Genomic DNA, 22,474 nt, shown 5'->3' with positions numbered 1-22,474 from the left:
CCCAACAGGACAGAAGACTGCAGCCCAAGAACCGGGCGGCGCCGCCTCTTTTTTCCAGATGCTGCTGGCAAACCAATGTGCCAGCACAGTTTAGATAAGGTTTTCCCGCTTGGCGTCGATCATCGCCACAGCGGCCGCAACTGCATCCGCAATTGCCATTTCAGTAGTATCGATTGTTACGGCATCAACAGCCGCGCGTAACGGTGCATCGGCCCGGCCCATATCGCGGGCATCACGGGCCTGAACATCCGCCAGAACTTCATCCAGCGTTATCTGCACCCCCTTGCCGCTTAACTCTGCAAACCGCCTGCGCGCGCGGACCTCTGCGCTGGCTGTGACAAACAATTTCACCTGCGCGTCCGGGCAAATCACCGTGCCGATGTCGCGCCCATCCAGCACCGCACCACCTGCCCGTGCGGCAAAGCTCCGCTGGAAGTCCAATAGCGCCGCGCGCACTTCTGGAATGACTGCCACTTTGCTGGCCTCCTGCGCGACCAAAGACGTGCGCAAAGCGTCGTCCTCCAGATCATGTGGCACCAGGTCACGGGCCGCTTGTGCAGGCTCCTTGCCAGCCAGAACCTTGGCCGCCACTGCGCGGTACAAAAGGCCGGTATCAAGATGGGCAAAGCCAAAATGCGCCGCAACCGCCTTGGATATTGTGCCCTTGCCCGATGCAGCAGGCCCGTCGATTGCGACTGTGAAACTGCGTGTCACACTCATTGCCGCCGAACCCAATACCGCACACCACGCCAGACCAAAAGCAGGGCGAGCACGATGAAAGCTACAGATGTGGTCGCCGATTTGCCAACAGTCCAAGTGGACGCCTGAGCGACAAGTCCGGGGTCGAGCGGTTCTGTAGCACCCAGCAATCCGGCCACTGCCGCATTTTCCAAATAATCGAATATCATGCCTGCTGCAGCCGAGATGCCGCCAAGCCAGCGCAGCGCCGTGACCAGCCGTCCACCGATAACACGGGCCTGTATCGCAATTGACCACGCCAAAAGACACGCCAGAAGCGCGGGGTATGCAAGGTCCAGGCGATGCTGCCACCCAAGGTATAGGGTGCGCCCACGGGGTTCGAGATTTGCCAGAAAGGCCTCTGCCTCGCCAAGGGTATAACCGCCGGGACGCAGATCAAATGGCATCAGCCCGCCAGCGGAATCGATGATTGCCGGCAGCGTACACAGAATCATCGCCGCATAAACGCCAAGGGTTGCAGCCAGCAGTGTTCGATATGCCACGCGACGCTTGTTCACATTCCATCGCGCGTCACTTGCGCTCCCAAGGCCTGCATCAGCGGCTCGAATATCGGAAACGACGTGGCAATCGGGCCGCCATCATCCACACGGACGGGTTTCTGTGACGCCATGCCCAAAATCAAAAACGACATTGCGATGCGGTGATCCAACTGGCTGGCGCAGGGCGCACCGCCGGGTACTTCACCATGCCCCCGACCCGTCACGATCCACCAATCAAGGCCTTCTTCGACCTCCATCCCATTGGCACGCAGGCCGCGTGCCATTGCATCGATTCGGTCACTTTCCTTAACGCGCAGCTCTTTGACACCGCGCATAATCGTCTGACCTTTTGCAAAGGACGCTACCACTGACAGCACCGGGTATTCGTCAATCATCGATGCAGCGCGTTCGGGAGGCACTTCGATCCCGCGCAAATCCGGCGAAAACCGCGCCCGCAGGTCCGCCACAGGCTCACCACCTTCGGTGCGTTCATTTTCATAGGTCAAGTCCGCGCCCATCTCGCGCAGCGTGGCATAAAGGCCCGCCCGCGTCGGGTTCAACCCGATGCCCGGCACCAGCACATCACTGCCCGGCACGATCAGTGCTGCACAGACCGGAAACGCGGCAGAGGACGGATCGCGCGGCACATCAATGTGCTGTGGCTGCAATTCGGGCTGGCCTGTCAGGGTGATCACACGTCCCTCGTCGGTTTGCTCAACCGTGATCTCGGCCCCGAAACCTGCCAGCATCCGCTCTGTATGATCGCGGGTCGCTTCGGCCTCGATCACCACTGTTTTGCCGGGCGCATTCAGTCCTGCCAGCAAGATCGCCGATTTCACCTGTGCCGATGGCACCGGCACCACATACCGCACCGGCACCGGGTCTGCCGCGCCGACAATGGTCATCGGCAAACGCCCCCCCTGACGCCCGACAGCCTGGGTGCCGAACAATGCCAAGGGGTCCGTCACCCGCGCCATTGGCCGCCCATTCAGGCTGGCATCGCCGGTAAAGGTCGCAGAAATCGGCGAAGTCGACATCGCCCCCATGATCAGTCGCACGCCGGTGCCGGAATTGCCGCAGTCAATCACGTTCTCAGGTTCGGCAAACCCGCCGACACCCACGCCGTGCACAGACCATTTGCCGCCACCGTGATCCGTGACCTCAGCCCCGAAGGCCCGCATCGCACGGGCCGTGTCCAACACATCCTGCCCTTCAAGCAATCCGGTGATTGTCGTCTCGCCAACGCTCAGCGCGCCCAGAATCAGCGCCCGATGCGAAATCGACTTATCCCCTGGTACCTCTGCGGTGCCGCAAAGCGGGCCGCAGGCACGTGATGTCATTGGAATTGGGGCACCGTGGCTCGACATAAGAGGTCCTCTGGTCTGAATTTCAACCTGTCAATAAACCAGCAAGACGCAAGGGTCCATCGCAAGCCCCTGTGTCCCGCCTCAGGTCTTTCGAAAGGTCAGGTAATGCGGCACGCGACCCTCGCGCAGCGCTTTTTGCTCATAGCGGGTGGACAGCCAATCTTGCCATGGTTCACGCCAATCAGCGGGACGTTGTGCCAACCAATCAAACCCGTGCCGCGGCACCTGTTCCAACGTCTGGCGCACATAGTCTTCGATATCCGTGGCAACGCGGAATATGGCACCGGGTTTCATGACCCGTGCCAGCGGCTCCAGATGCTCTGGTGTGACGAAACGGCGGCGGTGGTGGCGGGTCTTGGGCCATGGGTCGGGATACAGCAGAAAGGCGCGGTCAATGGACCAATCGGGCAGCACCTCAAACAGATCGCGCACATCGCCCGGATGGATTGCAAGATTATCGACAGCGGCGCGCCGGATCTTACCCAAAAGCATCGCCACGCCGTTGATGTAGGGTTCGCAGCCGATGATCCCCACATTGGGATTTTCCGCCGCCTGATGCACAAGATGTTCACCACCGCCAAAGCCGATTTCCAGCCATGCGGGCTTGCCGTCAAAAAGCGTCTTCAGATCAAGCGGTGTGCGGCTTGGGTTTTCTTCCCAACTGACGGGTCCCGGGGACAGCGGGCCAAGGTCCTCGTCGATATATCCCTTTTGGGACTTCTTGAGGGTTTTGCCCTTGAGACGGCCATAAAAATTGCGACGGGGGCGGTTTGGATGTGTCATGCGCCAGCCAATAGCGCCGGTCGCACGGGCCTGCAACGGGGGGCTTTAACGCGAGCTTAAGATCAGCCGGGTTAGGCTCGCAATCTGTTGATCTTTCCAAAGGGTACCTCGTGCGTAAAAATTCCGTGAAACTGCAAACATCGCCGTTCCGATCTGTGCCTGCGCGCGTGGCGTCCGGGGTGCCACCGCAGCTGCCTGAAACGGCGCAAGTCCTGATCCTTGATGATCAGCGGTTTGACCGCCACCGTCTGGCGCGGCTGTGTTCAGGTCTGGACATGGAATGTACCATCACCAATGCAAATAACCTTACTGATTTCGCCGATGTGATTGAAAAGGCGGCATTTGATCTGGTGCTGGTTGATTACAGCTTGCCCGATGGGACTGGCCTTGATGCGTTGTCGATGCTGCGGTTGTCTCCGGGCAACTGCAAGGCCGCGCTGATCATGGTGTCTGGGCAAGGGCAGGAACGGGTGGCGCAGGAGGCGATGAAGGCGGGCTGCAGTGATTACATCACCAAAGATGAGCTGTCGCCGTCCTCGTTTCGCCGTGCGGTCACCAATGCCATGCAGAAATCCGCGCTGACAACCGCCGCGCATACACAAGCCTCCCGGTCGTCTGAAACCGAAGCGGTGTTGGAAAAGTTCGCGACCAAATGCGCGCAAGACATCAAACCGATGGTCAGCCGCATGATGCGCCAATTGCGTGACATGCGCAGAAGTGGTGCCGCGGCTGGCAATGGTGCCAACGATCATATCGAGCACGTCGAGGCATCCTGCATGTTGCTTTGGGAATTTCTGGGCGATCTTGAGAGCTTTCAAGCCCCGGAGGAGGGTTCAGGACAAGCGCCAGACGTCCCGGATGCTCATGACATCGGCGTTCGCAAGCCACCTTCCCCGTTTGCGCGCCAGCCAACCCAAAATGCTGCGCGCGGGCTTTAACCCGTGACCCACAAGGGTGGCTGCGTCTCACCCGTAACGCAATAAGCCACCGCAAACGGTGGCTTATTGCACACCATTCATAGCATTTTCGGGCGGGTCAAAGTGCAGCTTTTAGCTGCGCCACCAGATCGGTTTTTTCCCAGCTGAACCCGCCATCAGCCTCTGGCGCGCGGCCAAAGTGGCCGTAGGCCGCCGTGCGCTGATAGATTGGCTTGTTCAGTTCCAGATGTTCACGAATGCCGCGTGGCGTCAGGCTCATCACGGCGCGGATCGCCTTTTCGATGTCAGCGTCGTGCACATCGTCACCGGTGCCGTGGGTATCACAATAGATCGACAGCGGCTCGCTTACCCCAATCGCATAGCTCAACTGGATAGTGCATTTGTTGGCCAGCCCGGAGGCAACCACATTCTTGGCCAGATAGCGCGCGGCATAGGCGGCTGATCGGTCCACCTTGGTCGGGTCTTTGCCGGAAAAAGCGCCGCCACCGTGCGGGGCTGCACCACCATAGGTGTCCACAATGATCTTGCGTCCGGTCAGGCCCGCATCACCGTCAGGACCGCCAATCACAAAAATGCCCGTTGGGTTCACATGCCATTTGGTCTCCGCATCAATCCACCCTTCGGGCAGGACCTCGCGAATGTAGGGTTCAACGATATCACGGATGCGAGCGCTGGTTTGTTTTTTGTCTGAGTGCTGGTGCGACAACACGATCGACGTCACGCCAACAGGCTTACCGTCGACATAGCGCACGGAAAGTTGGCTCTTTGCGTCGGGCAGCAGCGTCGGTTCTGTCCCGTCTTTGCGGACTTCAGCAAGGCGTTTGAGGATCGCATGCGCATAATGTATCGGGGCCGGCATCAGCTCAGGCGTTTCGTTGGTGGCGAACCCGAACATGATGCCCTGATCGCCCGCGCCCTCATCCTTGTTGCCCTTCGCGTCTACACCCTGCGCGATATGTGCAGATTGTTGATGCAGCAAATTGGTGATCTTGCAGGTCCCATGATGAAATTTATCCTGCTCATAGCCGATGTCCCGGATACATTCTCGGGCAATGGCCTCGACACTGCGCAGCATGGCTTTGGTTTTCTTTTTGGTGCCCAGCCCAACTTCACCCCCGATCACAACGCGGTTGGTAGTGGCAAAAGTCTCGCAAGCCACCCGCGCTTCGGGTTCTTCGGACAGAAATGCATCAAGAACAGCATCGGAAATGCGGTCACAGACCTTGTCAGGGTGACCTTCGGAAACGGATTCCGACGTAAAAATATAATTTTGGCGGGACATGTCGTGCTCCAATTAAATACCAAGTGCCACGTCAGGAAGCCGTTGTGGCACGCCACGAGTGGCTTAGTCTGCGTCACCCTGCGGGTCAATGCCATTCAACCGCCGCCGCAACAGCGCTGCTCCACAGAGTCCGATGAGCAACAGCACAGCAAGGGGCAAATCGCCTGTGCGGCTGTAAAGTGTGGGCGGCAGGGGGGCCGGCAACCGCGCATCTACAAATCCGGCAGCGTTGAGGGGCAGCGATGCTGTGATCTGCCCCTTGGGGTCGATCATCGCGGAAATGCCTGTGTTGGCTGCGCGTGCCATCGGCAAACCCTGTTCAATCGCGCGCATCCGGGCCTGTGCGAGATGCTGTTTCGGTCCCGCGCCTTTGCCAAACCATGCGTCATTGGTGATCTGGATGAGAAACCCAGGGCGTTCCGGCGCGGCGTTCACGTCATGGGCAAAAACCGCCTCGTAACAGATCAACGGCAACGCCTTGCCAAGTGCGCCAAAGTCCAGAACCTGCGCGCCGGGGCCGGCGGAATAACCGTTGCCCTCACGTGACGCCAGCCCATGAATACCAAATTGCGCCAGCGTATTGCCAAAAGGCATGTACTCCCCAAAAGGCACAAGATGGTGTTTGTCGTAGGTCTGTTCGACCACACCGCCCTGCCCCAGCACGACGAGTGAATTGTAAAACCGCATCGGCCCACGCCGCTGCACACCCAAAACCACCGGCGCGCCCGACGCGGTCGAGATTTCTGCAAGTGCCGCTCCCGCCAGATCAAGCGCCCAAGGGATAGCCGTTTCCGACCAGATCACCAGATCAGGGGCTGGACCCGCATCTTTGGGTGGGGCTGCAGACAAGGCCAGCTGGCGTTCAAAGAAGGTTGGAATTTGTTCGGGGTCCCATTTGTCGCGCTGTGCGGCGTTGGGCTGGATCAGACGGATGGTTGGCCGATCTTCGGTGGCTGGCGTAGCACCTGTCTGCGGTGTGACCAAAACAATTGCACATCCAAGCGCCAGTGCGGCTTGCGCGCCGCGCAGTGCCCACGTGCCTTGCTGCGCCAAAACAACGGCAACTGCTATCATGAAAAGGTTCAAAAGATATGGGCCGGTCCAGGACAGCACTTGTCCGGCAATTCCATCAACCAATGCCTGACTTGGCATTGCCCAGGGAAACCCCGTGAAAATGTAAGCGCGGCTCAGTTCAGCGGCAGGCCAGCACAGGACCAGTGGCCAGGCGCGGACTGGTGCCAGTTTGCGCGCGCCCCAGAACGCCACCCCCCAAAAGATCGCAAGCCCCGAAGACAGCAGGACCAGCGCAAAGGGTGCCATCCATCCGTGCCGCGCCGCATCGACCATAAAGGGCGAAACGATCCATTGCAGGGCGTGCACGAAATAGCCGGTGCCAAACGCCCATCCCACAAGTGCTGCACCGCGTTCGGTCGTAGATTGATTATAGAGCCAAACCGCGCCTGTCATCCCGGCCAGTATCAGCAATGGCAGATCATAGGGCGCTTGCCCAAAGGCCGAAACCGCCCCGATGACACCCGCCAAAAAAGCAACCTGCCACACCGCCAGGCGGCTGATCATCCGTTGGAACCGGTGGTGCGCACCCGTAGCCGTTTGATGCGGCGCGGGTCGGCGTCAATCACTTCGAATTCCGGGCCGTCGGGGTGCAACACCACTTCACCGCGCGCAGGCACCCGGCCCGAAAGCATGACAACCAGACCACCCAATGTGTCGATTTCTTCTTCGTCCACAGTGTCGTGATCAGTCAGCGAATGACCAATTTCTGCCTCAAAATCCTCAAGTGGCGTTTTGGCGAGCACCAGATACGTGCCAGGTTTTTCGACGGTCCAGTATTTGCCTTCATCGACGTCATGTTCGTCTTCGATTTCGCCGATGACCTGTTCGATCAGGTCTTCGATGGTGACAAGGCCATCAACGCCGCCGTATTCATCTATCACCAGCGCCATGTGACGTCGTTCCGCTTGCATCTTGGTCAACAGGACGCCGATGGTCATGCTTGGCGGCACAAAAACCAGCGGACGCAGCATCGCCTTGAGGTCAAATTTCTTGGTCTTGCCGTTGAATCCGTGCGTCAGTGCAAGGTCTTTGAGATGGGCCATGCCAACGGGCGTATCAAGGGTGCCGTCATAGACAGGCAACCGGGTCAGGCCGCTTTCCTTGAAGACCTTTACCAGTTCATCAAGCGTAGATGTGATGGGCACCGCCGTGATGTCGGCCTTTGGGATTGCCACGTCATCGACGCGCATCCGGCGCAGGTTGATCATGCCATGGGTGCTGGGTCGCTCCGATGGAATCGGGGCGACATCCGCTGGCGTCTCGCTGTCTGAGGGGCTGAGCGCCTCGATCACACGGCTGAAAAATCCGCCCGATCGTGCACTGCTGTCATCAAGGTTTTCCAAGTCTTCATCCGGGAGCGCGCGTTGCGCCGCGTCAGATGGTCCGTCGTTATCGCCCATTGGGTCCTGTCTATGTGTTTCACCAGCCTAGAATGCCGGTATTTCTCTATATGGGTCATCATGACCCAATTTGCCAAGTATTTCGACCTCAAGCTGTTCCATGAGCGTGGCATCCGGGTCACGGATGTGGTCATAGCCGAAAAGATGTAAAAGGCCATGAACGATCAGATGGGTCACATGTTCTTCAATTGGTTTGCCGACCGTCTTGGCCTCGATCTTGCAGGTGTCATAGCTGATGGCGATGTCTCCCAGTTCGATCATCCCGTCAAGGCCGGGTTTTGGGTCACGCGGTTTATCGCCAGCGCGCTGCGCGGCGCGCTCTTCACTGGGCCAGCTCAGAACGTTTGTTGGCGTGGGTTTGCCCCGAAAATCCGCGTTAAGATCAGCGATGCGGGCGTCATTACAGGCCAGAATTGAAATTTCGGCTTGTTCAGGGTCAAGACCCTGGTGTGCAAGCGTCGCCTGCACAGCTATTTTCGCGAACGTCTCAATGTCCATGGCGTGCCAACGGTCGTCCTCGATCACAATGTCCAGATTGTCCATCAGACCCGCGCGGGGCCACAGCCCCACACCCCTACGATATTTGACGCCAAAGAGTTGCGCATTATGACACGCCGGTATCCGCCTCATAGGCTTCGATGATCGCAGCAACCAAAGGATGACGCACCACGTCCTTGGAGGTGAAATAATTAAAGCTGATCTTCGGGATCGCACTCAACAACCGTTCGGCATCGGCCAAGCCTGATGGCACGCCGCGCGGCAGGTCGATCTGGGTCCGGTCGCCAGTGATCACCATCCGTGAATTGTTACCCAAACGGGTGAGGAACATTTTCATCTGCATCGACGTCGCGTTCTGGGCCTCGTCCAGCACCACAAAGGCATTCGACAATGTGCGGCCCCGCATAAAGGCCAAAGGCGCGATTTCGATGCGTTTATCCTCAAGTAATTTAGCCAGTTGTTTGCCCGGCAAAAAGTCATTCAGCGCGTCATAGAGCGGCTGCATGTAAGGATCAACTTTGTCTTTCATGTCACCGGGCAGATAACCCAGCTTTTCACCCGCCTCTACTGCGGGGCGCGACAGAATGATCTTGTCGACATGGCCACCGATGAACATGCTTACGCCCACCGCAACCGCCAGATAGGTTTTGCCGGTACCCGCCGGACCAATGCCAAAGGCAAGCTCATTGTCAAAAAGCGATTGAACATAGGCCTTCTGAGCCGCCGTGCGCGGTTCGACGCGTTTCTTACGGGTCTGAATTTCCATGCCACCGGGGATCGGCATTTCAAGTTGATCACCGGAGCGCACCCCTGTGTCTGCGTCAGAATTGCCCATGCGCAGCAGGCTGTCCACCTCGGCCTGTTCGACCGAACGCCCGCCCTCAAGCCGCGCGTAAAGCGTGTTCAGCACGCCGGCAGCCTGTGCTGCAGCATCCGCATCACCCAGAATGGAAACCTGATTCCCACGTCGGATGATCTGTACCTCAAGCGCCTTTTCAACGGCGGCAAGATGCGCGTCATAGGCACCGCACAAATCAATCAGCAGGCGATTATCCGGAAATTCAAGCACCTGTTCCGTTGTGGTTTGCGTATCTGTCATGATGTCGTTTGCAGGCAAGGCGGGCTCCTAAACTGGGTCTTTCTGGAAATAGGCACGGCGCGGGGCGTTTACACCGTGCTGCAACAAAAAAGGCCGGAGCGCGCAACGCCCCGGCCCCTTGATCTGGATGCGCTTAGACAAATCAGTTCGGGTCCACAATGTCGGAACCGCCTTTGAAATCACCAACGGTGTGATTGGGCGGAGCCACGCCAGAACAAACAGGCTTGCCGCGTTTGTCCAGACGGGCAGACAGATAGCCTTCTACACCATCGTCAATGATCCAGTGATCGCAGCCGTTTGGATCAATCCAGATGCCGGCCTGAAGCTGGCTCAGGTGCTTTTTATCAATGCCGCGGTCAAAGGATTTATCCTGCGAGAAGCCGCTGTCGAGCGTTTCATAGTCGCCACAGGCCGTCAATCCAAAGGCACAGGCGGTGACGATGAGAATTTTCATTTTGATCACTTTATGTCCCCTCAACGAATGCAGATGATTTCGACGCGGCGATTTTTGGCCATGCCGGCTGCGGTCCTGTTCGACGCTGCGGGCTGCCGTTCACCGTATCCGCGCACATCTGCAATCCGTGCACCCGTTGATGCTGCGATGGCCGCAACTGCATTGGCCCGGTTGTAGGACAGGCGCATGTTGTATTCGTCAGACGCGCGGCTGTCTGTATGGCCTGTTATGATATAGGAATTGGCGCGGGTTTTTTGAAAGAACTGGGCCAAACGTGCTTTGGCCTGGCCGTGAACACGGTAGCTGTTTGTCGCAAAGAACTGGTCAGAATTCATCACGCCACAGATATTCCCACGGCGGCAGACCGGGATACCCTGTCGGGTTGTGTGTGGGGTCATATACCCTTCTGAACCGTCATCCATTACCCAGTGTTCGCAGCCATCGGGGTCAACCCAGATTGTCGGGATATAGACGCCTTTGTCTCTGCCTTCCTGCGATTTGGTTTGTGCATCGGCAATTGATGATTGAAGGGCCAGCGCCACAACAAGCGCAATGCCCGTCATCGCGCGGATCACCTTGGAGATTGTGTTCACCACAGATCTTTTCCTTGTTTTGTTCCCCCGCGAAAGAGCTGCACCGTTCCGGGTAAGGCACCGCCCCGCATTGGGGGTCAGGTTAGGTAAGTTTTGGGTGCCTGTGAAGGACAGAAATCAACATTTAGTGGCCAAATATCGCCCAACAACAAGGAAATCGGCAATTCGGGCGCTTTGACCGGCCGCAATTGCGGCAAATGTCATTTCTACACGTGGCGTGCGGTCAATGAATTGGTCTTTGCCGCAACGATTCTCACCTTTGCAACATCGCCAATCGTTGCGGTGGCGTCTTCGATATGAACGGCGTGCAGATATTCGGATTTGCCAACCACCTGCCCTGCTTCACGTCCCTGTTTTTCCACCAGTACGGATAGATCTCGTCCAACCATGCTTTGCTGGATGTCATGCTGATGCTGGGTGATCAGTTTTTGCAACTGTTGCAGGCGCGCATCCGCGACCTCAGCCGGAACGAGGGGGCGTTCAGCGGCAGGGGTGCCGGGACGGGCCGAGTATTTGAATGAATAGGCATAGCCGTAGCGGACCTGCCGCACCAATTCCATTGTTGCCTCAAAATCTGCATCCGTTTCTTCGGGAAAGCCCACAATGAAATCGCCGGACATCAAGATATCAGGGCGCACAGCGCGGATGCGGTCGATCAGCTTGAGGTAACTTTCGGCGGTGTGGCTTCGGTTCATCCGTTTGAGGATGCGATCAGAGCCGGATTGCACGGGTAGATGCAGATAGGGCATCAGTTTTTCCACCTCGCCATGGGCCGCGATCAGATCATCATCCATGTCGTTGGGGTGGCTGGTTGTATAGCGGATCCGCGCCAGCCCGTCGATTTTCGCCAGTTCACGGATCAGGTTGGCCAGCGTCATATCGCCCTTTGGCCCAGCCCCGTGATAGGCATTTACGTTCTGGCCCAAAAGAGTGACCTCGCGCACACCACGATCGACCAGCGCGCGGGCCTCCTCCAGCAATTGTGTTGCCGGGCGGCTGACTTCCGCGCCGCGCGTGTAAGGCACCACACAGAATGCGCAGAACTTGTCGCACCCTTCCTGCACCGTCAAAAACGCCGCTGGCGCACGCTTTGCGGCCCCGCGCGATTTGAGGTGTTCAAATTTGTCTTCCTCGGGGAAATCCGTGTCGAGCGCACTTTGACCAGAACGCACTTTTGCCTCCATCTCGCCCAGCCGATGATAGGATTGCGGCCCCACGACCAGATCCACAGCAGGCTGCCGACGCATGATTTCGGCACCCTCAGCCTGGGCAACACAGCCCGCGACACCAATTTTGAGGTTCGGATTCAAAGCTTTGAGCGGCTTGAGCCGGCCCAGTTCAGAATAGACCTTTTCAGCGGCCTTTTCCCGGATATGGCAAGTGTTGAGCAGGATCATATCCGCATCATCAGCTGTCTTTGTCTCAACATAGCCCTGCCCGCCCAGCGCCTCGGCCATACGTTCGCTGTCATAGACATTCATCTGGCAACCATAGGTTTTGATGAACAGCTTTTTAGGAGATGTCATGGCGCGTTTCCGGTGAGTAAGGGCAGATTTTGCCGTCTAACAGTGTGTGGTGCGGCTTGCAATGCACGTCGATTTAACCGATTCTGATCAACATCACCACCAAGTGAGGTCTTATGCACTACAGCGGTTTGGATACATTGATCAAAGACGGCGATGCAGTGCTGTCCAAAGGTCCGATTGCTGTGATCTTGGTCGAAGACGACGTCGAGATTGCCACATGTCTGCGCCATCACCTGCAGGCAGGTTTCAAGACCGTGCTCGCGCTGATGCCGGATGTGCTTGATCTGCCCAGCGATCTGCAAGAAAGTGTGGCGCGGGTTAACTACAACATGTCCGTCGAAGGCGCGATGGAAGCCGCGATCAACCGCTTGATTGATGCGGCGGCCGGTCAGTGGATGTACTACTGCTATAATGCCGAATACCTGTTCTTTCCGTTCTGCGAAACCCGCAGCGTCGTGGAACTGCTGGACTTTCATACCGAAGAGCGTCGCAGCGCGATGTTAGGCTATGTGATTGATCTTTATGCAGAAGACTTGGGCAAGCATCCTGATGCGGTATCGCTGGAACAGGCGCATCTGGACCGCTCAGGGTATTATGCTTTGGCACGGGCCGATGGCACAAAGTCAGGTGCACCAAAAGAACGCCAGCTCGATTTCTTTGGCGGCCTGCGTTGGCGTTATGAGGAGCACGTGCCCGCCAACCGCCGCAAAATTGACCGCATCCCGCTGTTTCGCGCCAAAAAGGGTTTGCGCCTGCGCTGGGATCACACGTTCAACGACGAAGAATACAACACCTTTGCCTGCCCATGGCACCACAACATCACCGCCTCAATCTGCTCGTTCCGCACCGCCAAGGCGCTGAAAAGCAATCCGGGCAGTACCTTTGATATCGAAACATTCAAATGGCACAACTCCGCGCCCTTCGAATGGCATTCACGGCAGTTGCTGGATCTTGGGCTGATGGAACCGGGACAGTGGTTTTGAACAAGGTGGCTTTCTTCATTCACCTTTAGGGTTGACTGACGGCGTGCAGAAAGGTTATTCACCCATATGGTTGAACAAGAAAGGCCCGATCGTCTCACTGAAATTCTGAAAGCGACAAGCGATCCCACGCGGCGCGAAGTCCTGACCATTCTGGTGCAGCACGGGGTCATGCGAGTTACGGATCTGGCCGGATATTTTGATATCAGCCTGAATTCTGTTTCAAAGCATATCAAGATTTTGGAAAAGGCGGGGCTTGTCAGCCGGAAAACGTCTTGGCGGGAACATCTGATCGAAGCGAATTTGGAACCCATTCGGGAAATTGACCATTGGTTCACGCAGTTGAGATCGGTCTGGGATGTTCGACTTGAGACATTGGATGAACTGATAACAAAGGACTCTAGCGATGACTGATCTCACTCTGACAACTTCGCGGACAATTGCAGCGCCGGCACAGAAAATCTTTGACGCGTGGCTCGACCCCAAAATGATCGCGAAATTCATGATCCCCGCCCCTGGCATGGGCATGCCTACGGTCAAGAATGACCCTGTCGAAGGAGGGCGTTTCGAAATCATCATGAAAGCGGGCGACAATGACATCCCGCATGCAGGCACATATACGAAGATCCTGAGGTATTCACAGTTGGTCTTCACATGGGAAAGTCCGTTCTCAATCGACGGTTCCACCGTGACACTGGATTTTGAGAATGTGGCCGGCGGAACAAACGTGACACTAACACATGTAAAATTCCCCGATGAGGAAAGCCGCGACAACCACGAGGCGGGCTGGGGTGCGATCCTGGAAAAACTTGACGCGGTCACCGGATAACCAAAAGGAATTGAGATGGAATTTGCAAATATGAACTGGCTGGCTGTGATCGTCGGGGCGGTGGTGGGTTTTCTGGTGGGGTGGCTTTTCTATTCGCCGATCCTGTTTGGCAAAAAATGGGCCGAAGGCTCTGGTGTCACCTTGAATACAGCCGACAAAATGCCGGCGCAGGCCATGATTACTCAGTTTTTGGCGCTCTTGGCACTCAGCATCGTGGTGGGCGTAACGGCAACAGCCAACGCGCTTCTCACCGCGATATTCGCCATTCTGGCCGCAGCTCTCTTTGTTGCGTCTAACGGCGGATTTTGCAAAAAATCAGGGTATGCGATTTTAGTTGATTTCGGATATATCTGCGTCGCGGGCGTGATCATGATCATTGCACAGGGTTTGTTCTAGGGTCCTCTAACTGCGCCGCCAGATCGCCGGAAACCAGTCCTCGCGCAGCCGTTGACCCTGCTTCATGTCATGGCCGGGAAAGGGTGGTGACGTGGGTCCGGGACGCTGGGTATAGCGCGCGTCATCCCCCACCAGCCGCAGCGAAAAGGCCCGCCGCCGTGCGCCATCTGGATTGCCGCGTGCGCCGTGCAGAGTACCATAGTTGAAAGCCACCGCATCGCCGGGGTCCATCTCCCATTCGCGGATGTCCATCCCTTCGGCGTTGGGGTCGGGCACGGGCATGTAAGGGTCCGGGTCAAAAAACGCGTCGCCCTTGACCCAGCGTGTCGGCAGTACCGGTTTTTCCCAACGGTGGGACCCTGCCACGCAGCGCAACGATGCGCTGGTGACTGGATCAAGTGGTGACCAAAAGCTGATCGTTTGCTGGCCTTCAACGAAATAGTATGGCCCGTCCTGATGCCACGGCGTGGCCATCGACGTTCCCGGCTCTTTGACCAGCACATGATCGTGAAAAAGCTGCACCTGATCGCTTTGCATCAGATCGGCCGCAACTTCGGCAGCGGCTGAGGTTTTGATCACCTGTTCGAATTCGGGGATGCGTTGCCAATTGCAATAATCGTCAAAAAAGCGCCCTGATTCTCCGGGCTTGTCGTTGTTTGATGCATAAGGCCCCGGTTCAGCGATGTTGCGTTCAACACCTGCGCGCAGGGTTTCCACACAATCCCCAAACAGTCCTTTGATCAGAACCACGCCATCGTTCTGGAAGGTATCAATGTGGTCTTGGGTGATCAGGCGATGTGTCATGATGTTCTCGCTCGGGCACAGGCATTAGCCCTTGCGGCGCAACCGGATCACCACGTCGACGGACGCAATTTCTGCACCCGCCGGCGCGTCCGGCAGATGCGAGATCACCAGTTGATCGGACGGGGCATCGGTCAGCCTGCCTTCGTCTTCCCAATAAAAATGCGGGTGATCATGAGTATTGGTGTCGAAATAGCTTTTGGAGCCGTCAACCGTGACTTCCTGCAAAATCCCCGCCTCGCAAAAGGCGCGTAGGGTGTTGTAAACCGTGGCAAGTGACACCGCGTCGCCCTGACCTTTGGCCGCATCAAACAGGCTTTCTGCGGTGACATGGCGGTGTTGACCGTCGCCCACCAAGAGACTGGCAAGCGTTACGCGTTGACGCGTCGGGCGCAGTCCGGCCCGTTCGAGCCAGCGCGTTCCGGTCTGTTGGTGCATCGTGGTCATGGCCGCTCCGTTGCCTGTCTTTGTGCCATATAAGGCGTCAGGGGTTGGTTTTTCAATTGAAAACCGCCAATTGGCCGATGATCCTTTGTCGCAGTTACACGCAAACTTTGATCAGATTGGCCGATTTCCCCTTGGTCCGGGTGTAGCCCCACCCCAATCGCTGCCCTTGCGACAGGGGCGAACCCGATGCTAGACCAATCGCAACAACGACAAATTGACTGAGCAGGAGAGCCGCATCATGGCCGATTACCCGACAAGTTTTGACAAAGAAGGTCTGTTGAAATGTGCCCGAGGCGAGCTTTTTGGCCCCGGCAATGCACAACTTCCGGCCCCGCCCATGCTGATGATGGACCGGATCACAGATGTGTCTGGCGACGGCGGTGCACATGGCAAGGGTCACATCACGGCAGAGTTCGACATCACCCCGGACCTGTGGTTTTTTGAATGCCACTTTCCCGGCAACCCGATCATGCCTGGCTGCCTTGGCCTTGATGGTCTGTGGCAATTGACCGGGTTCAACCTTGGCTGGCGCGGCTGGCAAGGGCGCGGATATGCGCTTGGTGTGGGGGAAGTGAAGCTGAAAGGCATGGTGCGCCCGGACCGCAAGATGCTGACCTACAAGATTGATTTCACAAAGGCGATCCAGACCCGCCGCCTGACCATGGGCGTGGCGGATGGCATCGTCGAAGCCGACGGTGAAGTGATTTACGAGGTCAAGGACATGAAGGTGGCGTTGTCAGAAAGCTGAGGTGGCATGGACGGCAGTGGTACCGACACATCTGCTTTCGGAAATTCATCCCTTTCGGATGGCGACAATACCACAACTTGTCCGTGATGGTGGGCCAGACGGGAAAGAATAAACCTGTTCGACGCCAAAACCGGCCTTGCTGACAAGCGCAAGAATTTCTTCTTTGCGAAAGGTGCGATGCCGCCATTGAAGCCAAATGATTGCATTGCACCAATGCGGCTTTGACACCACGAGATGCAATCGACCGCCCGGACGCAAAAGATCATGGATTTGCCTTAGCGCAGTCAACGGGTCTGCGCAGTGCTCGATCACATGGGCTGCCAAAACCTCGTCTGCGGGCTTCAGATCAGTTTCGCCCAGCAGGGCCTGTACGAGCTTTGGCTCAACACCCCGTGCGCGCAACGCGGCTTGACCACGTTCGAGCATCGGGCGGCTCGGCTCCAGCAGTGTCAATTCGCGCGGCGGACCCTTGATCGCGACCCAAGCTTCCGCAAATGAAGCCGTGCCAGCGCCAACGTCAACGACATGCATGTTCCGGTCCGTATACCGCTGCGGCGACGAGAGAAACCCCAGATAGCCTTCATAATAGCCCAGCGTACGCATCTTATCGCCCCACCGGGGTGCCGCCAGATCATACCGGCGTTTCGCGCGTGCTGTCGTGTTAACCATTCCGACAGGTTGCCACAAACATCCGCCGAGTTCCAGATCGTCGCGTGTTGCTGGTGGTCTTGTCATCGCGCAAAGAGCGACCCTTTGCGTAAGTGCCGCCGGTCATCGTTGCTCCAGTCAGCGGCAATATGAGGTCAAATCCGACTTTACCTGCAACCCCACCCCATCCCCCATTGCACCTCAACCCCCGCCCAGCCTAAACTCACGCCAATACTATCAAAGGAGTGCTGCTTATGCGCCGCGTCGTCGTCACAGGTTTGGGGATCGTCTCATCCATCGGAAACAACGCAGACGAGGTTCTGACCTCGCTCAAGGCGGGCACCAGCGGCATTGTCGCCAGCGAAGAGATGGCCGAACACGGGTTTCGCAGCCGGGTTGCGGGGACTTTGAAAATCGACGTTTCTGAACATATCGACAAACGCGCATTGCGGTTCATGGGGCCGGGATCGGCCTATGCCTATATCGCGATGGGTCAGGCGATTGCGGATGCGGGTCTGGACGAGGATTCTGTCAGCAACCCGCGCACCGGCTTGGTTGCGGGGTCTGGTGGGCCGTCAACATCAGCGATGTTCACGGCACATAACGTTGTGAAGGATACCGGGGCCACCAAGCGCATTGGCCCCTTTGCGGTGCCAAAGTGCATGTCCTCGACCGTCTCAGCGAACCTCAGCACGGCTTACAAGATCAAGGGCATCAACTATTCGATTACCTCGGCCTGCTCCACTTCACTGCACTGCATCGGCAACGCGGCAGAGCAGATCATGATGGGAAAACAGGACGTGATGTTTGCCGGCGGCGGTGAAGAGCTCGATTGGACATTGTCCTGCCTGTTCGACGCGATGGGAGCGATGAGCAGCAAATATAACGACGCCCCTGAAACCGCCAGCCGCGCCTTTGACGCGGATCGGGACGGGTTTGTTATTTCGGGCGGCGGCGGCATTGTCGTTCTGGAAGATCTTGATCATGCGCTTGCGCGGGGTGCGAAAATCTATGCCGAAGTCACGGGCTATGCTGCCACTTCCGACGGGCACGATATGGTTGCCCCAAGTGGTGAGGGCGGTGAACGCGCGATGCGGCTGGCGCTGGCGACGCTGCCTGAGGGGCGCAAAGTGGGCTATATCAACGCGCATGGCACCTCGACACCTGTCGGTGACGTGGGTGAAATTGAGGCGGTGCGCCGCGTTTTTGGCAAGGGCAATACCCCACCTGTCAGCTCCACCAAGTCGATGACCGGCCACGCCCAGGGGGCGGCGGGTGCGCTTGAGGCAATCTTCAGCCTTTTGATGTTGGATAACGATTTCATCACCAGGTCCATCAACGTGCAAAACCTCGATCCGGCACTGGACGCGTCGGAGATCGCGCTGGAACGCGTGGACAACGCCGGGCTTGATAGTGTCATGACCAATTCGTTCGGGTTTGGCGGCACCAATGGGTCGATGATCCTGTCTAAATATAAAGGGTAACGCAATGTCAGAACTCCTTAAGGGAAAGCGTGGCCTGATCATGGGCGTCGCTAATGAGCGCTCCATCGCATGGGGCATTGCAAAAGCGATGGCCGAAGCGGGTGCCGAGCTTGCCTTTACCTATCAGGGCGAAGCGTTTGGCAGCCGCTTGAAACCCTTGGCGGAATCCATCGGATCCGATTTCATGGTCGACGTCGATGTTACTGATGATGCATCGCTGGATACAGCGTTTAGCGAGTTGGGCGCGCGGTGGCCTACGATTGATTTTGTCGTCCATGCGATTGCGTTTTCAGACAAATCCGAACTGACGGGGCGTTTTTTGAACACCAGCCGCGCCAATTTCAAACATTCGATGGATATCTCGGCCTATAGCTTTATCGAAGTGGCCCGCCGTGCGCATCCGTTGATGGTAGAAAACGGCGGCACGTTGATGACCCTGACCTATCAGGGGTCGAACCGGGTTGTGCCGAATTACAACGTGATGGGCGTGGCCAAGGCGGCGTTGGAATCTGCGACACGGTATCTGGCCAACGATCTGGGGCCAGAGGGCATCCGCGTAAACGCCATTTCTCCCGGCCCGATGAAAACACTTGCCGGTGCGGCGATTGGCGGTGCGCGAAAGACCTATAAACACACCGATCTCAATGCGCCATTGCGGTCGAACGCGACGCTTGAGGCGGTGGGGGGGACGGCCGTGTATCTGGCTTCAGATGCCGGGGCCTGCACCACGGGCGAGATCATTCGCGTCGACGGTGGGTTCCATGTTCTGGGCATGCCGCAGCAGGAATATCTCTGACGCTTTCGATATGTCATGCTGATCCGCCCGCTTGATCCTTTTGACGATATGGGCACGCTTGTACCGCGACGCGCCAGACCATTGGCTGCTTTCGTGGGCCAACGATGGCGGCGGAATTCTTTACCGATGGACCACCAAATTGTGAACCGGTGCCGTCGCAAAGGTCGCTCAGGCAAATCTGATATTGGCGCGAAAATGTGATGCTCTGTCTTTTGGAAGCGCACGATCCGTGGTAGCCAGTTCCGACAGCAACGGAGATTTCATGTCCAAGTAATCGCAGATGGTCCAAGGACCATCGAGCATCAGCACGAAAGTCAGCCGCATCGCGGCCCTGTTCGTGTGGATTTCTGAAAAATCAGTGTCGGCCCCGATGTCATGTCGGCGGCTGGGACCCATGAAAGCTACTTAACAATGATTAGAAAATATCGACCCAAGGACACCGATGCGCTGATTGCGATTTGGCACGACGCGAATGCCCTGGCGCATTCGTTTCTTCAAGACGACTTCGTCGCACAGGTCGCACTGGACATGCGAAACATCTACCTTCCAAACGCGGAAACTTGGGTGCTGGAGAATGCCGGTGATCCAGTTGGTTTCATCGCCCTCGTTGGCAATGAAATAGGCGGGTTGTTCCTTGACCCGGCCTTTCATGGTCGCGGTTTTGGCAGGACGCTAACGGATCATGCGGTCGCACTGCATGGCCCATTAGACGTTGATGTCTTTGAGAAAAACAGCGTTGGACGGCGGTTCTATAACGGATATGGCTTTATCGAGAATACCCGATATGTGCATGAACCAACCGGCGAGATGACGCTCAAGATGACCTTCATCGCGCGCGCATAAAATCTCGGAAGGTGCCCCCAAAGGGGTGCCTTCCGTTCAATGACACCAAAGAATCATCGCAAAGGCGGCGTCTGCCAGAGCCAGATTTTCATGCCACCATGTGCCACAGGGGGCCCCAATGGTTTCCATGGCAATCCGGTGGCTTTGGCAAGGGGTGGCTCTGATGTCACTAGCCCAACGCGCCAGCCTTTGAACCGCGCCAGCAAAGTCTGTCCCAAGGTTCCATAAAGCGGATAGAGCAGTTTTTTGTTGCCGATCCTGCCGCCGTAGGGAGGGTTCACAATGACCAGTCCGGGCGGTCCATCGGGCGGCGTCACCTCGCCTGCGCCGTGGCACGCAAAGGTGATTGCATTCCCAACCCCCGCGCGTGCGGCATTGGCGTTGCTCATGCGGATGGCACCGGCATCGCGGTCAGATCCAAAGAAACGCGGCGTCAGGCCGACAGGACCGGTGCGGCGCATTGCCTCAAAGGCGGCCGCATCAAAGCTGGCCAATTGCTCAAACGCAAACTCTCGCGAGCGACCCGGTTGCAGATCTGCGGCGATCTCGGCCGCTTCAATCAGGAACGTGCCAGATCCGCACATCGGATCGACCACAGGCTCAAGCCCGTCATACCCACACTGACGCAGAAACATCGCCGCCAGATTTTCGCGCATCGGCGCTTTGCCAACCGCTTCCTTGTGGCCGCGTTTGTGCAGCGCATCGCCGCTGGTGTCGATGCTGATGGTCACCTGATTGTCATGGATGCGGACCTTGAGAACCATGGCGGCATCCGGCGACACGGCGATGCCGTGGCTTTCGGTCAGCGCCGTGACAATGCGCTGGGTCGCGGCCCCGGCGTGATAGATTTTCGACGCTTTGCTTGTCACCTGTACCCGAACCGGCACATCGGCGCGCAGCACTTCGCCCCATGCAAATTTGCGGCTGCGTTTATCTAGTTGCGCAAGATGGAACGCCATAAAGCTGCCCACACGGACCAGAACACGCGCCGCGCCGCGCAGTTCCAAATTAGCGCGCCAGACCTCGGGCCAGCCGCCCTGCACCGTCACGCCACCGGGGACAGCGATCGCATCTGCGAACCCTTTTTCCTGCGCTTCCTCACACAGAACGGCCTCAAGCCCGGGGGCACAGACGAGGAAAATTTCATATGTCTGGCTATCGTCCATTGCCCGTCCATAGCGACAACATGCGCCGTCTGCGAGGGGGCATCGGCGTTTTGGAAAGTTTCGGTAGGGGAAATCACTGGTATTCCCATACAGGATCACGCTTCTCGCAGGAATTCGTCAATTTGCCATGCCACTGCCCAGCAATTGCCCGGTTTGTCCGCAAGATGAAAAACATGTGCAGTGCCGAGACAAAACCCAACTCTTTGGACCGATGACATGAGCTTCAAAGAAACATACCGCAGTGAAGTCCTGCAATCGCGGCGCGACAGGTCGCGGCGGGCGTTTTTCTGGGGACGGATTCTGGGACTGGCGCTGATGCTGACCATCGGCGCAATTTTGCGGTCAGAACCAGAATTGCGCCGCGCTTTGGCGGGCGCGGGTATGGATGCGATCATGGCGGTGTCAGGGGCCAGACAGGCCCCGCAGCAGGTTGCACAAGCGCCCCAAAGCCCCACCAGCCTGCCGAAAAGCCGGATCAAGGTAAACCGTTTTGGCGACCCTGACGACGCGTCGCCCGCATCACCCGATGCACAGAGTGTTGCGGATGATCTGGGCCGCAGTCTGGCCGCTCAACGACCGGTCGAATAGCCGGGGGGTTCCCCCGCTACCTTAACCGATCTTCACCAACTCAATATCGAATTGCAGGTCCTTGCCGGCCAATGGGTGGTTGGCATCCAGCGTCACAGTCGCTTCGTCCACCTCAACCACCATCACTGGCATGGCCTGACCATCGGGGGTCTGCATCTGCAACTGGGTCCCGACTTCCAGCGGAATGTCTGCCGGAATGCCTTCGCGCGGGACGGCCTGACGCATTTCCGGGTTCAGGGGGCCATAGGCCTCGGTGCAGGCGATTTTCACCACTTTCTGTTCGCCCACTGCCATCCCCGGCAGCGCCACGTCCAGACCCGGAATGATCTGACCGGAACCGACCACGAATTCGAGCGGGTCGCGCCCTTCTGAGCTGTCGAATGTGGTGCCGTCCAGCAAGGTGCCGGTATAGTGAATTGCAACGGTATCGCCTGATTTGACCTCGGCCATGAAGAACTCCAAAGATGTTGGGGGGTAAGGAATGCAGAGGCCACGT

Annotated in this window: 27 protein-coding genes and 1 riboswitch; of the genes, 10 read left to right on the top strand and 17 right to left on the bottom strand. The window is 57.5% G+C overall.

Annotated features, from left to right (window positions below; genetic code table 11):
• Positions 1 to 90: 90 nt before the first annotated feature.
• The 4 genes from ACEWL3_RS04060 to trmB form a co-directional block, all read right to left on the bottom strand.
• Positions 91 to 720: a (d)CMP kinase gene (locus tag ACEWL3_RS04060; RefSeq protein ID WP_386177731.1), complete on the bottom strand. Its 630-nt coding sequence runs from the start codon at positions 718 to 720 to the stop codon at positions 91 to 93.
• Positions 717 to 1,256, bottom strand: a complete 540-nt coding sequence (locus ACEWL3_RS04055) for a hypothetical protein (RefSeq protein ID WP_435000505.1) — start codon at positions 1,254 to 1,256, stop codon at positions 717 to 719. Before ACEWL3_RS04055 ends, ACEWL3_RS04060 begins: the two co-directional genes overlap by 4 nt.
• Positions 1,253 to 2,605, bottom strand: a complete 1,353-nt coding sequence (gene aroA / locus ACEWL3_RS04050) for a 3-phosphoshikimate 1-carboxyvinyltransferase (protein ID WP_386177729.1) — start codon at positions 2,603 to 2,605, stop codon at positions 1,253 to 1,255. Before aroA ends, ACEWL3_RS04055 begins: the two co-directional genes overlap by 4 nt.
• Positions 2,606 to 2,686: 81 nt before the next feature.
• Positions 2,687 to 3,388, bottom strand: coding sequence for a tRNA (guanine(46)-N(7))-methyltransferase TrmB (trmB, locus tag ACEWL3_RS04045; protein ID WP_386177728.1), 702 nt, complete (start codon positions 3,386 to 3,388; stop codon positions 2,687 to 2,689).
• A 110-nt stretch (positions 3,389 to 3,498) separates the two neighbouring features.
• Here trmB and ACEWL3_RS04040 point away from each other — a divergent pair, with 110 nt between their 5' ends.
• Positions 3,499 to 4,326, top strand: a complete 828-nt coding sequence (locus ACEWL3_RS04040; RefSeq protein WP_386177727.1) for a response regulator — start codon at positions 3,499 to 3,501, stop codon at positions 4,324 to 4,326.
• A gap of 97 nt (positions 4,327 to 4,423) precedes the next feature.
• Here ACEWL3_RS04040 and metK read toward each other — a convergent pair whose 3' ends face one another.
• The 8 genes from metK to miaB all read right to left on the bottom strand — a co-directional run bounded on the left by metK (position 4,424) and on the right by miaB (position 12,252).
• Positions 4,424 to 5,608 (bottom strand): methionine adenosyltransferase, encoded by a 1,185-nt coding sequence (gene metK / locus ACEWL3_RS04035; RefSeq protein ID WP_386177726.1) that lies wholly within the window; start codon positions 5,606 to 5,608, stop codon positions 4,424 to 4,426.
• Between the two features lie 4 nt (positions 5,609 to 5,612).
• A riboswitch (SAM-SAH riboswitch) is annotated at positions 5,613 to 5,662 on the bottom strand.
• Between the two features lie 9 nt (positions 5,663 to 5,671).
• Positions 5,672 to 7,186 carry an apolipoprotein N-acyltransferase gene (gene lnt, locus ACEWL3_RS04030; RefSeq protein WP_386177725.1) on the bottom strand — a complete coding sequence of 505 codons (1,515 nt, stop codon included), beginning with the start codon at positions 7,184 to 7,186 and terminating at the stop codon, positions 5,672 to 5,674.
• Positions 7,183 to 8,082: a hemolysin family protein gene (locus ACEWL3_RS04025; protein WP_386177724.1), complete on the bottom strand. Its 900-nt coding sequence runs from the start codon at positions 8,080 to 8,082 to the stop codon at positions 7,183 to 7,185. Before ACEWL3_RS04025 ends, lnt begins: the two co-directional genes overlap by 4 nt.
• Positions 8,083 to 8,109: 27 nt before the next feature.
• Positions 8,110 to 8,625 carry an rRNA maturation RNase YbeY gene (gene ybeY, locus ACEWL3_RS04020; protein WP_386177723.1) on the bottom strand — a complete coding sequence of 172 codons (516 nt, stop codon included), beginning with the start codon at positions 8,623 to 8,625 and terminating at the stop codon, positions 8,110 to 8,112.
• A gap of 61 nt (positions 8,626 to 8,686) precedes the next feature.
• Entirely contained in the window at positions 8,687 to 9,679 is a 993-nt protein-coding gene (locus ACEWL3_RS04015) for a PhoH family protein (RefSeq protein WP_386177936.1), read from the bottom strand.
• A gap of 142 nt (positions 9,680 to 9,821) precedes the next feature.
• Complete coding sequence (locus ACEWL3_RS04010; RefSeq protein ID WP_386177722.1) at positions 9,822 to 10,133, bottom strand: hypothetical protein; 312 nt, start codon at positions 10,131 to 10,133, stop codon at positions 9,822 to 9,824.
• A gap of 20 nt (positions 10,134 to 10,153) precedes the next feature.
• Entirely contained in the window at positions 10,154 to 10,729 is a 576-nt protein-coding gene (locus ACEWL3_RS04005) for an OmpA family protein (protein ID WP_386177721.1), read from the bottom strand.
• 203 nt (positions 10,730 to 10,932) lie between these two features.
• On the bottom strand, positions 10,933 to 12,252 hold the full coding sequence (miaB, locus tag ACEWL3_RS04000; protein ID WP_386177720.1) for a tRNA (N6-isopentenyl adenosine(37)-C2)-methylthiotransferase MiaB: 1,320 nt from the start codon (positions 12,250 to 12,252) through the stop codon (positions 10,933 to 10,935).
• A gap of 113 nt (positions 12,253 to 12,365) precedes the next feature.
• Between miaB and ACEWL3_RS03995 the strand changes: the two genes are divergently transcribed.
• The 4 genes from ACEWL3_RS03995 to ACEWL3_RS03980 all read left to right on the top strand — a co-directional run bounded on the left by ACEWL3_RS03995 (position 12,366) and on the right by ACEWL3_RS03980 (position 14,457).
• Positions 12,366 to 13,235 carry a hypothetical protein gene (locus tag ACEWL3_RS03995; protein ID WP_386177719.1) on the top strand — a complete coding sequence of 290 codons (870 nt, stop codon included), beginning with the start codon at positions 12,366 to 12,368 and terminating at the stop codon, positions 13,233 to 13,235.
• 66 nt (positions 13,236 to 13,301) lie between these two features.
• Positions 13,302 to 13,646, top strand: coding sequence for an ArsR/SmtB family transcription factor (locus tag ACEWL3_RS03990; RefSeq protein WP_386177718.1), 345 nt, complete (start codon positions 13,302 to 13,304; stop codon positions 13,644 to 13,646).
• Positions 13,639 to 14,061 (top strand): SRPBCC family protein, encoded by a 423-nt coding sequence (locus ACEWL3_RS03985; RefSeq protein ID WP_386177717.1) that lies wholly within the window; start codon positions 13,639 to 13,641, stop codon positions 14,059 to 14,061. Before ACEWL3_RS03990 ends, ACEWL3_RS03985 begins: the two co-directional genes overlap by 8 nt.
• 15 nt (positions 14,062 to 14,076) lie before the next feature.
• Entirely contained in the window at positions 14,077 to 14,457 is a 381-nt protein-coding gene (locus tag ACEWL3_RS03980; RefSeq protein WP_386177716.1) for a DUF1761 domain-containing protein, read from the top strand.
• Between the two features lie 6 nt (positions 14,458 to 14,463).
• Here ACEWL3_RS03980 and ACEWL3_RS03975 read toward each other — a convergent pair whose 3' ends face one another.
• Together ACEWL3_RS03975 and irrA are read right to left on the bottom strand one after the other, a co-directional pair.
• The gene (locus tag ACEWL3_RS03975) at positions 14,464 to 15,261 is read right to left on the bottom strand and encodes a phytanoyl-CoA dioxygenase family protein (protein ID WP_386177715.1); all 798 of its coding nucleotides are present in this window, start codon (positions 15,259 to 15,261) and stop codon (positions 14,464 to 14,466) included.
• 24 nt (positions 15,262 to 15,285) lie between these two features.
• Positions 15,286 to 15,705: an iron response transcriptional regulator IrrA gene (gene irrA / locus ACEWL3_RS03970; protein ID WP_114877465.1), complete on the bottom strand. Its 420-nt coding sequence runs from the start codon at positions 15,703 to 15,705 to the stop codon at positions 15,286 to 15,288.
• Positions 15,706 to 15,943: 238 nt separating this feature from the next.
• Here irrA and fabA point away from each other — a divergent pair, with 238 nt between their 5' ends.
• Complete coding sequence (gene fabA / locus ACEWL3_RS03965) at positions 15,944 to 16,453, top strand: bifunctional 3-hydroxydecanoyl-ACP dehydratase/trans-2-decenoyl-ACP isomerase (protein WP_386177714.1); 510 nt, start codon at positions 15,944 to 15,946, stop codon at positions 16,451 to 16,453.
• Positions 16,454 to 16,498: 45 nt separating this feature from the next.
• Here fabA and ACEWL3_RS03960 read toward each other — a convergent pair whose 3' ends face one another.
• Positions 16,499 to 17,122: a class I SAM-dependent methyltransferase gene (locus ACEWL3_RS03960; RefSeq protein ID WP_435000503.1), complete on the bottom strand. Its 624-nt coding sequence runs from the start codon at positions 17,120 to 17,122 to the stop codon at positions 16,499 to 16,501.
• Between the two features lie 233 nt (positions 17,123 to 17,355).
• Here ACEWL3_RS03960 and fabB point away from each other — a divergent pair, with 233 nt between their 5' ends.
• The 3 genes from fabB to ACEWL3_RS03945 all read left to right on the top strand — a co-directional run bounded on the left by fabB (position 17,356) and on the right by ACEWL3_RS03945 (position 20,224).
• Complete coding sequence (gene fabB, locus ACEWL3_RS03955; protein ID WP_386177712.1) at positions 17,356 to 18,585, top strand: beta-ketoacyl-ACP synthase I; 1,230 nt, start codon at positions 17,356 to 17,358, stop codon at positions 18,583 to 18,585.
• A gap of 4 nt (positions 18,586 to 18,589) precedes the next feature.
• Complete coding sequence (locus ACEWL3_RS03950) at positions 18,590 to 19,381, top strand: enoyl-ACP reductase FabI (RefSeq protein WP_386177711.1); 792 nt, start codon at positions 18,590 to 18,592, stop codon at positions 19,379 to 19,381.
• A gap of 411 nt (positions 19,382 to 19,792) precedes the next feature.
• Positions 19,793 to 20,224 carry a GNAT family N-acetyltransferase gene (locus tag ACEWL3_RS03945; RefSeq protein WP_386177710.1) on the top strand — a complete coding sequence of 144 codons (432 nt, stop codon included), beginning with the start codon at positions 19,793 to 19,795 and terminating at the stop codon, positions 20,222 to 20,224.
• A 53-nt stretch (positions 20,225 to 20,277) separates the two neighbouring features.
• Here ACEWL3_RS03945 and ACEWL3_RS03940 read toward each other — a convergent pair whose 3' ends face one another.
• Positions 20,278 to 21,390 (bottom strand): THUMP domain-containing class I SAM-dependent RNA methyltransferase, encoded by a 1,113-nt coding sequence (locus ACEWL3_RS03940; RefSeq protein WP_386177709.1) that lies wholly within the window; start codon positions 21,388 to 21,390, stop codon positions 20,278 to 20,280.
• A gap of 216 nt (positions 21,391 to 21,606) precedes the next feature.
• Here ACEWL3_RS03940 and ACEWL3_RS03935 point away from each other — a divergent pair, with 216 nt between their 5' ends.
• The gene (locus ACEWL3_RS03935) at positions 21,607 to 21,978 is read left to right on the top strand and encodes a hypothetical protein (protein WP_386177708.1); all 372 of its coding nucleotides are present in this window, start codon (positions 21,607 to 21,609) and stop codon (positions 21,976 to 21,978) included.
• Between the two features lie 21 nt (positions 21,979 to 21,999).
• Here the strand turns inward: ACEWL3_RS03935 and ACEWL3_RS03930 are convergent, their stop codons facing one another.
• Positions 22,000 to 22,428: an FKBP-type peptidyl-prolyl cis-trans isomerase gene (locus ACEWL3_RS03930; RefSeq protein WP_386177707.1), complete on the bottom strand. Its 429-nt coding sequence runs from the start codon at positions 22,426 to 22,428 to the stop codon at positions 22,000 to 22,002.
• Between the last annotated feature and the right edge of the window lie 46 nt (positions 22,429 to 22,474).

The organism is Sulfitobacter sediminivivens, assembly GCF_042611115.2.
Lineage (GTDB): Bacteria > Pseudomonadota > Alphaproteobacteria > Rhodobacterales > Rhodobacteraceae > Sulfitobacter > Sulfitobacter sediminivivens.
This window is presented reverse-complemented; position numbering and strand designations above follow the sequence as displayed.

What these genes read in the sequence shown, in the direction of transcription:
- ACEWL3_RS03995 (WP_386177719.1), top strand. Translation starts at nt 12,366, where the DNA reads ATGCACTACAGCGGTTTGGATACATTGATCAAAGACGGCGATGCAGTG.
- ACEWL3_RS03945 (WP_386177710.1), top strand. Translation starts at nt 19,793, where the DNA reads ATGATTAGAAAATATCGACCCAAGGACACCGATGCGCTGATTGCGATT.
- ACEWL3_RS03935 (WP_386177708.1), top strand. Translation starts at nt 21,607, where the DNA reads ATGAGCTTCAAAGAAACATACCGCAGTGAAGTCCTGCAATCGCGGCGC.
- ACEWL3_RS04010 (WP_386177722.1), bottom strand. Translation starts at nt 10,133, where the DNA reads ATGAAAATTCTCATCGTCACCGCCTGTGCCTTTGGATTGACGGCCTGT.
- ACEWL3_RS03930 (WP_386177707.1), bottom strand. Translation starts at nt 22,428, where the DNA reads ATGGCCGAGGTCAAATCAGGCGATACCGTTGCAATTCACTATACCGGC.
- ACEWL3_RS03990 (WP_386177718.1), top strand. Translation starts at nt 13,302, where the DNA reads ATGGTTGAACAAGAAAGGCCCGATCGTCTCACTGAAATTCTGAAAGCG.
- miaB (WP_386177720.1), bottom strand. Translation starts at nt 12,252, where the DNA reads ATGACATCTCCTAAAAAGCTGTTCATCAAAACCTATGGTTGCCAGATG.
- ACEWL3_RS03960 (WP_435000503.1), bottom strand. Translation starts at nt 17,122, where the DNA reads ATGGTTAACACGACAGCACGCGCGAAACGCCGGTATGATCTGGCGGCA.
- ACEWL3_RS03940 (WP_386177709.1), bottom strand. Translation starts at nt 21,390, where the DNA reads ATGGACGATAGCCAGACATATGAAATTTTCCTCGTCTGTGCCCCCGGG.
- aroA (WP_386177729.1), bottom strand. Translation starts at nt 2,605, where the DNA reads ATGTCGAGCCACGGTGCCCCAATTCCAATGACATCACGTGCCTGCGGC.
- ACEWL3_RS03985 (WP_386177717.1), top strand. Translation starts at nt 13,639, where the DNA reads ATGACTGATCTCACTCTGACAACTTCGCGGACAATTGCAGCGCCGGCA.
- fabB (WP_386177712.1), top strand. Translation starts at nt 17,356, where the DNA reads ATGCGCCGCGTCGTCGTCACAGGTTTGGGGATCGTCTCATCCATCGGA.
- trmB (WP_386177728.1), bottom strand. Translation starts at nt 3,388, where the DNA reads ATGACACATCCAAACCGCCCCCGTCGCAATTTTTATGGCCGTCTCAAG.
- fabA (WP_386177714.1), top strand. Translation starts at nt 15,944, where the DNA reads ATGGCCGATTACCCGACAAGTTTTGACAAAGAAGGTCTGTTGAAATGT.
- ACEWL3_RS04015 (WP_386177936.1), bottom strand. Translation starts at nt 9,679, where the DNA reads ATGACAGATACGCAAACCACAACGGAACAGGTGCTTGAATTTCCGGAT.
- ACEWL3_RS03980 (WP_386177716.1), top strand. Translation starts at nt 14,077, where the DNA reads ATGGAATTTGCAAATATGAACTGGCTGGCTGTGATCGTCGGGGCGGTG.
- ACEWL3_RS04060 (WP_386177731.1), bottom strand. Translation starts at nt 720, where the DNA reads ATGAGTGTGACACGCAGTTTCACAGTCGCAATCGACGGGCCTGCTGCA.
- ACEWL3_RS03975 (WP_386177715.1), bottom strand. Translation starts at nt 15,261, where the DNA reads ATGACACATCGCCTGATCACCCAAGACCACATTGATACCTTCCAGAAC.
- ACEWL3_RS04025 (WP_386177724.1), bottom strand. Translation starts at nt 8,082, where the DNA reads ATGGGCGATAACGACGGACCATCTGACGCGGCGCAACGCGCGCTCCCG.
- ACEWL3_RS03950 (WP_386177711.1), top strand. Translation starts at nt 18,590, where the DNA reads ATGTCAGAACTCCTTAAGGGAAAGCGTGGCCTGATCATGGGCGTCGCT.
- metK (WP_386177726.1), bottom strand. Translation starts at nt 5,608, where the DNA reads ATGTCCCGCCAAAATTATATTTTTACGTCGGAATCCGTTTCCGAAGGT.
- ybeY (WP_386177723.1), bottom strand. Translation starts at nt 8,625, where the DNA reads ATGGACAATCTGGACATTGTGATCGAGGACGACCGTTGGCACGCCATG.
- lnt (WP_386177725.1), bottom strand. Translation starts at nt 7,186, where the DNA reads ATGATCAGCCGCCTGGCGGTGTGGCAGGTTGCTTTTTTGGCGGGTGTC.
- irrA (WP_114877465.1), bottom strand. Translation starts at nt 15,705, where the DNA reads ATGACCACGATGCACCAACAGACCGGAACGCGCTGGCTCGAACGGGCC.